Below are 13,091 nucleotides of genomic sequence, written 5' to 3'. Positions count from 1 at the left end.
GAGAGAACCAACTTGTTAGGAGGCGTTTACATGGAACTCAACCACCTTGTGACGGGCAAAATAGCATTAAATCAATATGTGCATCGCTTAGAGCAAAAGGATGTTTCATTTTACGTCCACTACTGGGGAGCGATGACGAACCACTATAACACACTGCTTCATAAGCATTCCTTTTATGAAATTTGTTACGTGGTAAGAGGTGAAGGATATTACCTTGAAGGCGATCGTACATATCCGCTTCGTGAACAGACGATTTTTTTGTCAAAGCCGGAGCATTTGCACCAAATCAAAAGTGAAACAGGGCTGTTCCTTTTTTACGTCGCTTTCGAGCTGAGCGAGGATCAGTCAAGCGCCGAATGGATCAAAGTGATGGAAGAAGTGAAACAAAGCCCCTTTATCACAATGCAATTGAAAGATGGCGAACCGCCGGGCCTGCTTTGGAAAACGTTAATGCTGCAAGCAGCGCAACCTGTCAATGCTTTTGACAAAGAGATCCTATCTCATTTGTCGCATGCATTGATCCTGTCATTAATCCAAACCTTTCTCCCGTACGCCCAACGCCCGAAACAAAAGCAGCCCATTCACACATCTTCTGCTTTGCTGACAGAGGTGAAACTGCACATAAAAGACAATCTGTCACAGCCGTTAAAGCTGACGGATGTCGCTAGCCACTTTCATATCTCAGGGAGGCATTTATCACGTTTATTTGCAGCAGAACTGGGCGTCAGCTACTCAGAATTTGTCCAAAATGAAAAAATAAACAAAGCTGCCGAACTGCTGAAATCAACGAATTTGTCGATTAAAGAAATAGCGGAAGAAATCGGTTTCTCAGTACATTATTTCACTCGCGTCTTTTCCGCTAAAATCGGCAGCTCTCCAGGGCTTTTCCGCTCCCTTTATAAAGACTCAAAAATGACCGCATTTCAAATCAATAAACCTTTTCAAAAAATCGAACAGGCCAAGCCGCACGAATAAGATGTCCTGAAATGACAAAACAATGTCTTCATATGATAAAGACGCGAGAAATCTCGTTGTCTTATAATCTTTTTAGAAAGCGGTTACAACAAGGGGTATTGCTGAAGGAGGGATGCATTGGCTTATGCTTGGTGTCGGGTGCTCTGCCATTCTTGAAAGAAGGGGAAGAAAGCCGTGAGTACAAAAAAGAAAGAGGCTGTAATAGGAAAAGAAAGCTTAGCTCATAAAGGGCTTTTACGAACGATTACATTGGTATCTACATTCGGCGGCCTGTTGTTCGGTTATGATACGGGTGTCATTAATGGGGCACTTCCTTTTATGGCAACTGCAGGTCAGCTGAATCTTACACCTGTTACAGAAGGACTGGTTGCGAGTTCCCTGCTTCTCGGGGCAGCCTTCGGGGCGATGTTTGGAGGACGTCTGTCCGATCGGCACGGCCGCCGAAAAACGATCCTTTATTTAGCCTTACTCTTCATCGCAGCCACACTTGGCTGTACCTTTTCACCAAACGCGTCCGTGATGATTGCCTTTCGTTTTCTGCTTGGACTGGCGGTTGGCTGCGCTTCTGTAACGGTTCCAACCTTTTTAGCGGAAATTTCGCCGGCAGAACGCAGGGGACGAATCGTGACACAAAATGAACTGATGATCGTAATTGGCCAGCTTCTGGCATACACCTTTAACGCCATTATTGGCAGCACAATGGGGGAGAGCGCAAATGTATGGCGGTATATGCTGGTCATCGCGACACTTCCGGCTGTTGTGTTATGGTTCGGAATGCTCATCGTGCCTGAAAGCCCGCGCTGGCTGGCAGCTAAAGGCAGAATGGGTGACGCCCTGCGGGTGCTTCGGCAAATCCGTGAAGACAGTCAGGCACAGCAGGAAATAAAAGAAATCAAACATGCGATTGAGGGCACAGCAAAAAAGGCCGGCTTTCATGATTTTCAAGAGCCGTGGATAAGGCGCATTCTATTCATTGGGATTGGAATCGCCATCGTACAGCAAATTACCGGTGTCAATTCGATTATGTACTATGGGACAGAAATTCTGAGAGAAGCCGGTTTTCAAACAGAAGCTGCATTAATCGGCAATATTGCAAACGGTGTTATTTCAGTTATTGCGGTCATTTTTGGGATATGGCTTCTCGGCAAAGTCCGTCGCCGGCCCATGCTGATCATCGGACAGATTGGCACGATGACAGCCCTTCTGCTGATCGGGATTTTATCCATTGTCCTTGAAGGAACACCCGCCCTGCCGTATGTTGTGCTGAGTTTGACCATTTTGTTTCTTGCGTTTCAGCAGACTGCCATTTCTACGGTGACGTGGCTGATGCTCTCGGAAATCTTTCCTATGCATGTGCGGGGGCTTGGCATGGGGATCAGCACCTTCTGCTTGTGGACAGCTAACTTTCTCATTGGATTCACCTTTCCCATTTTGCTCAATCATATTGGGATGTCGGCGACATTTTTTATCTTTGTCGCTATGAATATCCTAGCGATTCTATTTGTGAAAAAATATGTGCCTGAGACAAAAGGGCGGTCACTTGAACAGCTTGAGCATTCCTTTCGCCAGTATGGCCGCCGCGCTGATCAGGAAATCCAAAATCAAACAACTCACTTATCGTAACCTGAGATACCAGGAGGAATCTATCAATGAAACTATCTTATGTAACAGACAGCCTAGGGCATTTGCCTTTTGAAGACATGCTCAATTTTGCCGCAAAGCTTGGGATCGATACACTTGAAATGACAACCGGGGGCTGGTCGCCGGCACCTCACTTGAATCTTGATGAATTGCTGCAAAGCAGCGAAAAAAGAAAAGAATTTTCACAAGCGCTGGAAAAGCGGAACATGACACTTTGCGCATTAAACTGCTCGGGGAACCCTTTAGATCCGGGTGAATTGGGCAAATCGCACAGAGACATAACTGACAAAACGATGGAGCTGGCTGGATTATTAGGCGTCAAAAAAGTGATCATGATGAGCGGTTTGCCAGCCGGCGGCCCGGACGACAAAGTGCCGAACTGGATCACATACACAGTAAGCTGGCCTCCCGTTTTAAAAGATATCCTCAACTATCAATGGGAAGACGTTGCGATCCCATATTGGAAGAAGCTTGTCAAAAAAGCGGAGGCCTGCGGCGTGGGGAAAATAGCGCTTGAGAACTTCAGCTCTCAATTAGTCTATAATCCTGAGACTCTCTTTCGGCTCAGAAATGCAGTCGGCCCGATGGTCGGTTTGAATCTTGACCCGAGCCATTTGTTATGGATGGGCGCAGACCCGATCATCGCAGCAAGGGAGCTCGGCTCAGCCATTCACCATGTCCATGGGAAAGATGTCAGAATTGAAAGATATTTATCGGCGGTCAACGGACTTTTAGAAACAAAAGAAGTGACAGATCCTGCAAACCGGGCGTGGAATTACGTAGCTGTCGGCTGTGGACAGGATTTACAGTGGTGGAAGGAATTTTTTTCAGTTGTAAAAATGATGGGATATGAAGGTGAGGTTTCTTTAGAAATGGAGGATCTGACGATGTCACCTGAAGCGGGCATCCGTACTTCTGTAGAAGCTTTAAAACAAACCATCAGCCAATAGGAGGTTTTCATGATGCTAAATGGAGAAAGAATCATCTCTAAGCCGCTTCGCTGGGCAATGGTAGGCGGCGGGCGGCTCAGCCAGGTTGGATATAAACATCGTATTGGAGCGCTGAGAGACAATACTGCTTTTCAATTAACTGCTGGCGCTTTTGATATCGATGCCGAAAGAGGAAAAGATTTCGGGGTGAACCTTGGAGTGGATGCGGAACGCTGTTATCCCAACTATCAAACCATGTTTGCCGAGGAAGCGAAAAGACAGGATGGCATAGAGGTAGTATCGATTGCCACTCCGAACGGCACTCATTATGAGATTTGTAAGGCGGCGCTTGAAGCAGGAGTGCATGTCATCTGTGAAAAACCGCTGTTCTTCACTTCAGCAGAGGGGCAGGAAATCAAAGCGCTCGCAGAGAAAAAAGGGAAAATTGTCGGCGTGACGTACGGTTTTTCAGGCAATCAAATGCTTCTTCAAATGCGTGCGATGATTGAACAAGGAATGATCGGCGATATTCGCGTGGTTGACTTGCAGTACACACACGGTTTTTGTGCAACAGATGAAGGTGAAAAGATAAGCGCTGCACAGAAATGGCGTGTCGACCCTGCGATCGCCGGGCCAAGCTTTGTGCTGGGCGATTTATCTACCCACACGTATTATATGTCACAGCTTATTATGCCAAAGATGAAAATTAAGGAGCTGCTGTGTGACCGACAGAGCTTCGTCGGCAGCCGCGCACCGCTAGAGGATAATGCCCATGTGCTGATGCATTATGAAAATGGAGCGGTCGGAACGATGTGGACATCGTCAATCAATGCCGGATGTATGGATGGCCATAGAATCCGGATTGTCGGCTCAAAGGCAAGCATTGAGTGGTGGGACAGCAAGCCAAATGAACTGACGTATGAAGTGCAGGGAGAGCCGGGCCAGACACTCGTTCGCGGCATGCCGTATTTAGATGATGTTTGCAACGCCGATGAACGACTGGGCGCCTTACACAGCGAAGGGCTGTCCGAAGCATGGGCCAATATTTATCTTAAATTTGCCATTGCGATAGACGCCAAAAACCGTGAAGATGAAGAAATCTTGAACAACTTGGTTTATCCTGACATTGATGCAGGGATCGAGGGCATTCGCTGGATTGAGAACTGCGTGCGCTCGGCAAACCAAGGGTCAGTTTGGGTTGAATTTAAATAAATGAGGGAATGCGCCGCATATGACATAAAGTTCATATGCGGTTTTTATTTTCCAGAAACTCCTGTCAAAAATGCCCTGAGGCAGGTATGATAAGAAGGGAATTGGGTATCGGGAGTGATGAGCGTGAAAGCTCTTTTTTTTACGAGAATGTTCACCTTGATGGTGAGCTGTTTAATGTATCTGTCCATTGTGAAAGAGGATAACTGGTTTGGATATGTATTTATAGCAGCAGGTGCTGCCATGTATGCAGCCAATCATGTTTTGCTGACAAAAGAGACAAATGCCATCTGGTTCTGCCTGATTGATATTGCAATCGGCTTTTCGTTCGGATTTATCTTTCCCGGCACAGGTTTGTTCATTATTATGCTTTGTCCGGTTGCGGTCGCCTTTTTTCTGCGGGGGTTTCCTAAAAGAACAGCATGGTCTGTCTTATGTCTTTCCTCTATTTTATTTTTGACCGTCCTCATCCGTACATATGCGATGTTCGGCAATGAATTTGTCATTGATCATTTGACTAGCATGACATTCGTTGTCTTCTGCGGTGTCGTGGGCAAATTAATCCGCAAGCTGTTGGATGCGCAGGATACGGCAAAACAGCAGTTTCAGGAACTGACGGAGTCCCATCTGGCGCTGTCTGCTGCACATCAGGAGCTCCATTTATATGCGAAGCAGGTTGAAGAGCTGACTGCCATTTACGAGCGGAACAGAATGGCGCGTGAAATCCATGATACAGTGGGGCATAAAATGACGGCCCTTCTCGTCCAGCTGCAGCTTTTGCGTGAATGGCAAAAAAGAGACAGCCAAAAAGCGGATGAGACAGTAGGTGTCTGTGAAACACTTGCCCGTGAAGCGCTTGATGATGTCCGCTTATCAGTACGCACTCTGCAAACTGAAAACGATCCTTCGCTAATCGAATCGCTGAAACAGCTGACAGAGGACTTTTGCAAAAATGCAGGAGTCACAACAGAATTTGCGGTCAGCGGCGATCCTGCAATCATCCCGCTGTCTCTCCATCCGACCCTGATCAGAACGGCGCAGGAAGCACTGACCAATGCCAAACGGCACGGCGGCGCCACAGCTTGTTCGATACAGCTTGCCTGCACAACGGACAGCATCAGCCTTGTCATTAAGGATGACGGCAAAGGCAATCCCGAGGCAGCACTTGGTTTTGGCCTCTTGAATATGAAAAAGCGGGCAGCGGAACATGGCGGAATGATCCGCTTTGAAAGCGAACAGGATCAAGGATTTACTGTGAATGCAGAATTTTCACTTGCCAATAAAAAATGGAGCTTCAGGCCCGTGCAGCAAAAGGAGAGTTTATCATGATTAAGATCATCATTACCGACGATCAGGATATCGTCAGAGAAGGGCTGGCATCCCTGCTCCAGCTCCGAGAAGAGCTCGATGTGATCGCAACGGCGCGAAACGGACAGGAAGCATTCGAAAAGGCGAAAGAGCTGGAGCCGGATATCGTATTAATGGACATCCGCATGCCGGTTTCCAACGGGGTGGAGGGAACAAAATTAATCACAAGCTCGCTGCCCGGCGTAAAGGTTTTGATGCTGACAACCTTTAAGGATTCAGCGCTGATTGCTGAAGCGCTTGAAGAAGGAGCGAGCGGGTACCTGCTGAAGGATATGTCGGCAGATACGATTGTAAAAGCGGTGATGACTGTTCATTCTGGCGGAATGGTGCTTCCGCCGGAATTGACTGCCCAAATGCTGAATGAATGGAAGCGTGAAAAACAGCTGAAAGGAATAAATGAGATAGAAAAACCTAAGGAGCTGCTCGGCCTGACCGAGCGCGAAATCGAAGTTCTGGCTGAGCTGGGGTACGGGCTGAATAACAAAGAAATTGCCGAAAAGCTTTACATTACAGAAGGCACAGTCAAAAACCACGTTTCAAATATTATCAGCAAGCTGGCTGTCAGGGACAGAACCCAAGCCGCCATTTACTCGGTCAGATATGGTGTATCTGTCTTTTGACATATGACGTTTTGCATATACGCTTCTCTGAAAAGGCCTTTTACAGGCCTTTTTTTCATGCCCTATGTTCTATCTGCCGCTACATGCCGCACGCCTTTCTTTCTTCTACAATGGCAATGGATCAAAAAAGGAGTGAGACGACGTGCTGCAAGCAGAAAATATCAAAAAGGCATATGGGAAAAAAACAATCGTGAAAGGTATTTCTTTTTCCCTCCAAAAGGGGGAGTCGTTCGGTCTGCTCGGGCCAAACGGTGCGGGGAAGTCCACAACCATCTCGATGATTTCCGGCCTTGTGCCGCATGACAGCGGGAACATCACGGTGGGCGGCTATGTCATCGGAAAAGAAACGGCCAAAGCGAAACAAAAAATCGGCATTGTTCCGCAGGAAATTGCATTATATCCGACGCTGACGGCTCATGAGAATCTTATGTTTTGGGGGAAAATGTACGGACTTACGCACGGTGAGGCCAAAAAAAGATCGGCAGAGGTCCTTGAATATGTCGGTCTGACTGAGCGGGCTAAAGATAAGATTGAAACATTCTCCGGGGGGATGAAACGAAGAATCAACATCGGTGCGGCTTTAATGCATAAGCCCGAGCTGCTGATTATGGATGAACCTACTGTCGGTATTGACCCTCAATCGAGAAATCACATTTTAGAAACGGTTAAACAGCTCAACGAAACGGGCATGACGGTGATCTATACGAGTCATTACATGGAAGAAGTTGAGTTTTTATGCGACAGGATCGGGATAATTGATCAGGGGGAAATGATTGCGATTGGCACAAAAACTGATTTGTGCAGCCGCCTTGGGGGCGATACCATCATTCAGCTCACGGTCAGCGGGATCGATGAAGCGTTTCTTTTGGCGATCCGTTCCCTGGCTCATGTGAATGATGTAACAGTCCAAGAGTCAGAGCTCAAAATTGACATTTCTGCGGCTCATCATGAGAAAGTCGTCACAAGTCTGCTTGCTGAAGCTGCTGCTCATCATATAAACCTGCTGTCCCTTCAGGTGCAGGAACCGAATCTGGAGCGCCTGTTTCTGAATCTGACCGGCCGCACGTTGCGGGATTGAGGAGGGACGGCCATGAAAAAAAGCATATGGATCGCATGGAAAGATGTCAAAATCAGAATCACGGACAGAAAAGGGTTTATGATGCTTATCCTAATGCCGCTGATCCTAACGTGTATTTTAGGGGCGGCGCTCGGATCAGTTGTTGACGGAGGCAGCCGGATTGATGACATCAAAGTCGGCTACATTCAATCAGACCAGTCAGATGCAGCAAACATGTTTACAAAAGATGTTCTCAAAAAAATGAAGTCGATAAAGGCCACAAAAGCCGGCAGCGAAGACAAGATGAAAAAACTGCTTGATGAAAAGAAAATCGATGTAGGTATCGTCATCCCAAAAAATTGGGAAGCCGGCAAAACCTCAGCTGTTGTTTATGCCGCTCCTGATCAAACATTGAAAACTTCCATCATCGAAACAGCTGCAAGCTCTTTTATAGAGCAATATAAAGCGGTAAAGGAAGCCGCGTCAGCCTCAATGGACTACATCAGCAAAACGGAAGCTGTACAGCAAGGAAAACTTGACCCTGCACAGTTTGCAGAAAAGCTGGCAAAGACGCTAGAAAAAGAAACAGGTGACAAGCTGACTATTGCGGAAAAATCTGTGGGCAGCAAAGCCGTTAACAGTTTTCAATACTATTCGGCGGCAATGCTTTGCATGTTTATGCTGTTTCATATCACAGTCGGGGCGAAATCATTTTTACAGGAAAAGGATACGGAGACGCTTGCCAGAATGCTGATGACGCCTGCGCAAAAATCCGTCATTCTCTTCGGAAAATGGCTTGGGACGTATCTGTTTGCCATCATACAATTTTTCATATTTCTGATCGTCACAATCAATGTATTTGGTGTGGACTGGGGCGGTAATCTGCTGTTCGTGAGTGTACTCGGGCTTTCTTACGCCGCAGCTGTATCTGGTATTTCAATGCTGCTTGCGTCGTGCATCAGCGATATGAAAACTGCAGATGCGATAGGCGGCTTCGGCATTCAATTGCTTGCGGTTCTCGGCGGGTCCATGCTGCCGCTGTACCAATTTCCGGACGTCTTGCAGTCTGTATCCAAAGCGGTGCCAAATCGCTGGGCGCTTGACGGCTTTCTTTCTTTAATGGAAGGGGGAGGCTGGGCTGACCTTCAAAAGCCTGTGCTTCTTTTTGCGGCGATCGGCTTTTGTTCACTTGTAATTGGTATCAGACGGCTTCATACAAGATAAGGAGGTACAAAAGGTGAAAAAAATTCTAGCCATTTGCGGCATTGAGCTTTCTCTCATTTTTAAGAAGCCACAGAACTATTTGATCATGTTTGCTGCCCCGCTTTTGCTTACCTTTGTATTTGGGAGTATGCTCAGCGGCAATGATGATAAGGTACGGCTTGCAATCGTTGATCAGGACGATACGATTCTCTCACAGCATTATATTCGGCAGCTGAAGGCACACGATGATATGTATGTATTCGAAAACATGTCTGAAAGCAAAGCGTCAGAAAAGCTGAAACAAAAGAAAATTGCCGGGATCATCGTCATTTCCCGCTCGTTCCAGACACAGCTGGAAAAAGACAAACATCCTGAACTGATTTTCCGTCACGGCCCTGAGCTGTCGGAAGCGCCGATGGTCAAACAATATGCAGAAAGCACATTGGCAACGCTCAATATTCAGGTGACCGCGGCAAAAACGGCATCGCAGACAGCTGGAGAGAACTGGAAGGCTGCGTATAAAACCGTTTTCGCCAAAAAACATGAAGATACAGTTCCGGCTGTAACACGACAGACGCTCAGTGATAAAAAAGAGGGTGCGGAAGCAAGTGACACAGCCTCCAGAGCAGCAGGGTTTTCCATCCTGTTTGTCATGCTGACCATGATGGGAGCGGCTGGAACCATTTTAGAAGCAAGAAAAAACGGCGTATGGTCCAGATTGCTTACAGCCTCTGTCAGCCGAGCCGAAATCGGTGCTGGGTATGTGCTGTCCTTCTTTGTCATTGGCTGGATTCAATTTGGCATATTGCTTCTCGCAACCCATTGGCTGTTTGGCATCAACTGGGGGAATCCGGCTGCGGTTATGGTGTTGGTGTCGCTTTTTCTGCTGACCGTTGTCGGCATTGGATTGATGATTGCGGCCAATGTCAGAACGCCAGAACAGCAGCTTGCGTTCGGTAACTTGTTCGTCATCGCAACATGTATGGTGAGCGGGATGTATTGGCCGATCGACATTGAACCGAAATTTATGCAATCCATCGCTGAATTTCTTCCGCAAAAGTGGGCGATGAGCGGGCTGACAGAGATTATCGCTAACGGTGCCCGCGTCACAGATATTCTCGGAATCTGCGGCATCTTGCTTGCTTTTGCAGCAATCACTTTCGCAGCGGGGCTGAAAGCGCTCCGAGCCTAAAAAACATCTGCCGTTTAGGCAGATGTTTTTTTGCATGTGGGTACATTCGTATGGGTGCAGCCTGAACTGCGGTTAATCCTTATCTATCATAGCTAAAATTGATTCCAGCCAAGAAACGTAATTTTTCTCCCGCTCCAGCGCTTTCGTCAGCACAAGATAGTGGCCGAAGTCCGGTGAAGAAAATGACATCGGCTCTGCTGAAGCCATAAGCTTTTCATAGCTTCCCTGTAAGTCAGAAAGCTTGGCCTGGCGTTTTTGCAGCTGGTCTTTGAACAAATCAGAAGCCTCCTGGCGCGATAGACAAGAAATGAAATAAGCCTTCAGCATAAATTCATCCTTCACCGTCTCGGGTATCGGCTGGTGGCGGATCAGCCAGTCATGCAGCTCCTGCTTTCCGCTGTCTGTCAGGGTGTACATCTTTTTCTCCAGCTTTGTGCCCTGAATCGTTGTCCGGAACGTGATAAATCCTTCATCCGTCAGCTTTTTGAGCTCAGGGTAAATCTGGCTGTGCTTGGCGCTCCAAAACTGGCCGAGCTCCTCTTTAAAATAACTCGTAATATCGTATCCACTCAATTCGCCTTTTCGCAAAAGCCCTAATATGGCGTATTTTAATACTCTCATGCTATCCTCCGTGTCTGGCTGTTTCGCAAAACAGATGAGCCGGTGCTCAACTGTGATTCTAACTGCCTATTCCCCTTATTATAGAAAAGGGAGGAAGGGAACACAACCGGGCTCTTTGGAAATGAAGATAAAAGGTTTGTCAGTAGGTATCCGATTTATCTCCGTCAATATAAAAGAGATTTAAATTTAATTTTCAGAAAAAATATTAACCATATTGATTTTTTATGTATAATAGGAAATTGGTGTTATCAACATTTTAAGGGGGAATAAACGTGAAAAAAGTACTTATGGCATTCATTATTTGTTTATCGCTGATTCTATCTGTTTTAGCCGCTCCGCCGTCTGGCGCAAAAGCTGAATCAGTACATAATCCTGTCGTTCTTGTTCATGGAATAAGTGGTGCATCATACAACTTTTTCGCTATTAAAAACTACTTAATTTCTCAAGGCTGGCAAAGCAACAAACTGTACGCAATTGATTTTTATGATAAAACAGGAAATAACCTAAATAACGGCCCGCAGCTTGCTTCATATGTTGACCGTGTTTTAAAAGAGACGGGGGCAAAAAAAGTAGATATTGTGGCTCATAGTATGGGAGGCGCCAATACGCTGTACTATATTAAATATTTAGGCGGAGGCAATAAGATTCAAAATGTCGTAACGCTTGGAGGGGCTAATGGTTTAGTGTCATCAACCGCGCTGCCGGGTACAGATCCTAATCAAAAGATCCTCTATACATCTATTTACAGTCTCAATGATCAAATTGTCATCAATAGCTTGTCTCGGTTACAAGGAGCGCGAAACATCCAGCTTTATGGCATCGGTCATATTGGCTTGCTCTCTAATAGCCAAGTGAACGGCTATATCAAAGAAGGGCTGAATGGCGGAGGCCTCAATACAAATTAATATCTTCATAAAAAACCTGCAGTCTCCGTTACGGCAGGTTTTTTGCATTTTTCTAGCAATCTCGTCTGAGAAAGATACACCAATAAGCCAGAGGGGTTTATGACCTTAGTCTATCATGCATACGTCAATTTATGACATCAGGCACTTTTTCAAATAGAGCGGACATGTTAAGGTACAACCATCGATTTCTATCAATTTGAAATAAAAGGAGCGCTGTTATGCAAATTAAAGAAATTTTTATGATCCGCTGCATTTCGTGCTTAAGTGTCGTCTTGCTCCATATCATTTCAATGGTCCTGATGCTTCAGGCAGAAGCTCTTGCAGATATTTCTCACACTGTTGATTCTTTCCGCACACTCCTGATGTTCAGCACGCCCGCTTTTATTTTCATCTCTGAATTTTTACTGGCCCGTTCTTATCCTGATGGGGTGCCTGACGGTTTTTTAAAGAAGCGGGGAAAAGTGATTTTTGTTCCTTTTTTATTTATCGCGGCCATCGATGCGCTGCTGATGACCAGTGCGATGGGGGGAGAGGTAACCTTTCTCGCGTTTGTGCAAAAATATCTGGAGAACGTATTCTTAGGAAACTTTATCGGATACTTCATTCTCGTCATCTTTCAATTTTACATGCTGCATATGATGTTTCATGAGTATTTGAAAAAAGCATCGCCGAAATGGGTGCTGTCTATCTCATTTGTGGTGACAGCCGCTTATTTAGGCTATTTCTCCGCAGCCAGCCCGGCTCCTGCTTCTGAAGAGGGAGGGGCATTTCCGTTCTTCTGGGTTCCGTTCGCAGGCTGGCTTTTCTACTTTTGTCTAGCCTACTATTGCGGAAAAGAATACAAGCGTTTTTTAGCGCTGCTGAACCAATACCGCTGGGTGGTGTACGGCGCTGCAATTGCTTCTGGGGCGCTGGTTGTCACTGTTTCTTATGTCGGTGAAATCGGCATGATCAGCTCGAAGCGGCCTGATATCATGCTGTATTCAACAAGCATGATTTTCCTGTGTTTTCACTTGTTTTCCAAAATGAAGCATGTGCCGAAAATCATGATGTTTATCAGCAACTATTCCTTTTCGATTTATCTGCTTCATGCCTATTTTATGATTATAGGCTACGTGTTGCTTTTGAATATGCCCGAAATTCCTGCCGTACCGGCTGTTCTCCTGCTGTTTGCCGTGTGTACAGCCGGCCCGATTCTGACCTCGTGGGCACTGAATAAATTCAAATACGGGTATTTATTTGTGGGGAAAATTTATCAGCCAAAACAGAAGAAGGTAACAGTCGAAGTGCGTGATCACGCAGGGTGAAAAGCAAGCGGCAGGAGGGCTCCTGCCGCTTGTTGTGTATTAAATCATACAGCATACACAATCT

General features: G+C 46.3%; 12 protein-coding genes. 11 read left to right on the top strand and 1 reads right to left on the bottom strand.

The window, feature by feature from the left end; translation table 11 throughout:
- Nucleotides 1-30: 30 nt before the first annotated feature.
- The 9 genes from BGM23_RS17620 (at nucleotide 31) to lnrN (ending at nucleotide 10,194) form a co-directional block, all read left to right on the top strand.
- Nucleotides 31-975 carry an AraC family transcriptional regulator gene (locus BGM23_RS17620; RefSeq protein ID WP_003243004.1) on the top strand — a complete coding sequence of 315 codons (945 nt, stop codon included), beginning with the start codon at nucleotides 31-33 and terminating at the stop codon, nucleotides 973-975.
- A gap of 174 nt (nucleotides 976-1,149) precedes the next feature.
- Complete coding sequence (locus tag BGM23_RS17615; RefSeq protein ID WP_003244331.1) at nucleotides 1,150-2,598, top strand: sugar porter family MFS transporter; 1,449 nt, start codon at nucleotides 1,150-1,152, stop codon at nucleotides 2,596-2,598.
- Between the two features lie 26 nt (nucleotides 2,599-2,624).
- Nucleotides 2,625-3,566 carry a sugar phosphate isomerase/epimerase family protein gene (locus BGM23_RS17610; RefSeq protein ID WP_003244504.1) on the top strand — a complete coding sequence of 314 codons (942 nt, stop codon included), beginning with the start codon at nucleotides 2,625-2,627 and terminating at the stop codon, nucleotides 3,564-3,566.
- Nucleotides 3,567-3,575: 9 nt separating this feature from the next.
- The gene (locus BGM23_RS17605) at nucleotides 3,576-4,757 is read left to right on the top strand and encodes a Gfo/Idh/MocA family protein (protein WP_010886447.1); all 1,182 of its coding nucleotides are present in this window, start codon (nucleotides 3,576-3,578) and stop codon (nucleotides 4,755-4,757) included.
- A gap of 123 nt (nucleotides 4,758-4,880) precedes the next feature.
- On the top strand, nucleotides 4,881-6,083 hold the full coding sequence (lnrJ, locus tag BGM23_RS17600; protein ID WP_082359969.1) for a two-component system sensor histidine kinase LnrJ: 1,203 nt from the start codon (nucleotides 4,881-4,883) through the stop codon (nucleotides 6,081-6,083).
- On the top strand, nucleotides 6,080-6,742 hold the full coding sequence (gene lnrK / locus BGM23_RS17595; protein ID WP_032726622.1) for a two-component system response regulator LnrK: 663 nt from the start codon (nucleotides 6,080-6,082) through the stop codon (nucleotides 6,740-6,742). Before lnrJ ends, lnrK begins: the two co-directional genes overlap by 4 nt.
- Before the next feature lie 142 nt (nucleotides 6,743-6,884).
- Nucleotides 6,885-7,820, top strand: coding sequence for a linearmycin resistance ATP-binding protein LnrL (lnrL, locus tag BGM23_RS17590; protein ID WP_024572985.1), 936 nt, complete (start codon nucleotides 6,885-6,887; stop codon nucleotides 7,818-7,820).
- A gap of 12 nt (nucleotides 7,821-7,832) precedes the next feature.
- Entirely contained in the window at nucleotides 7,833-9,023 is a 1,191-nt protein-coding gene (gene lnrM / locus BGM23_RS17585; protein ID WP_046664317.1) for a linearmycin resistance permease LnrM, read from the top strand.
- A 13-nt stretch (nucleotides 9,024-9,036) separates the two neighbouring features.
- Nucleotides 9,037-10,194, top strand: coding sequence for a linearmycin resistance permease LnrN (lnrN, locus tag BGM23_RS17580; protein ID WP_038829492.1), 1,158 nt, complete (start codon nucleotides 9,037-9,039; stop codon nucleotides 10,192-10,194).
- Between the two features lie 72 nt (nucleotides 10,195-10,266).
- Here lnrN and padR read toward each other — a convergent pair whose 3' ends face one another.
- Nucleotides 10,267-10,815 carry a transcriptional regulator PadR gene (gene padR / locus BGM23_RS17575; RefSeq protein ID WP_003233588.1) on the bottom strand — a complete coding sequence of 183 codons (549 nt, stop codon included), beginning with the start codon at nucleotides 10,813-10,815 and terminating at the stop codon, nucleotides 10,267-10,269.
- Between the two features lie 272 nt (nucleotides 10,816-11,087).
- Between padR and estB the strand changes: the two genes are divergently transcribed.
- Nucleotides 11,088-11,720, top strand: a complete 633-nt coding sequence (estB, locus tag BGM23_RS17570) for an esterase EstB (protein ID WP_003243184.1) — start codon at nucleotides 11,088-11,090, stop codon at nucleotides 11,718-11,720.
- A 218-nt stretch (nucleotides 11,721-11,938) separates the two neighbouring features.
- A complete protein-coding gene (locus BGM23_RS17565) occupies nucleotides 11,939-13,027 on the top strand; it encodes an acyltransferase family protein (RefSeq protein ID WP_029317461.1) in 1,089 nt (362 codons plus the stop codon).
- Nucleotides 13,028-13,091: the final 64 nt, after the last annotated feature.

The organism is Bacillus sp. FJAT-14266, assembly GCF_001719225.1.
GTDB classification, from domain to species: domain Bacteria; phylum Bacillota; class Bacilli; order Bacillales; family Bacillaceae; genus Bacillus; species Bacillus subtilis.
This window is presented reverse-complemented; position numbering and strand designations above follow the sequence as displayed.

Coding starts and splice junctions, on each gene's coding strand:
- BGM23_RS17620 (WP_003243004.1), top strand. CDS start 31: ATGGAACTCAACCACCTTGTGACGGGCAAAATAGCATTAAATCAATAT.
- lnrK (WP_032726622.1), top strand. CDS start 6,080: ATGATTAAGATCATCATTACCGACGATCAGGATATCGTCAGAGAAGGG.
- padR (WP_003233588.1), bottom strand. CDS start 10,815: ATGAGAGTATTAAAATACGCCATATTAGGGCTTTTGCGAAAAGGCGAA.
- BGM23_RS17565 (WP_029317461.1), top strand. CDS start 11,939: ATGCAAATTAAAGAAATTTTTATGATCCGCTGCATTTCGTGCTTAAGT.
- BGM23_RS17605 (WP_010886447.1), top strand. CDS start 3,576: ATGATGCTAAATGGAGAAAGAATCATCTCTAAGCCGCTTCGCTGGGCA.
- lnrM (WP_046664317.1), top strand. CDS start 7,833: ATGAAAAAAAGCATATGGATCGCATGGAAAGATGTCAAAATCAGAATC.
- BGM23_RS17610 (WP_003244504.1), top strand. CDS start 2,625: ATGAAACTATCTTATGTAACAGACAGCCTAGGGCATTTGCCTTTTGAA.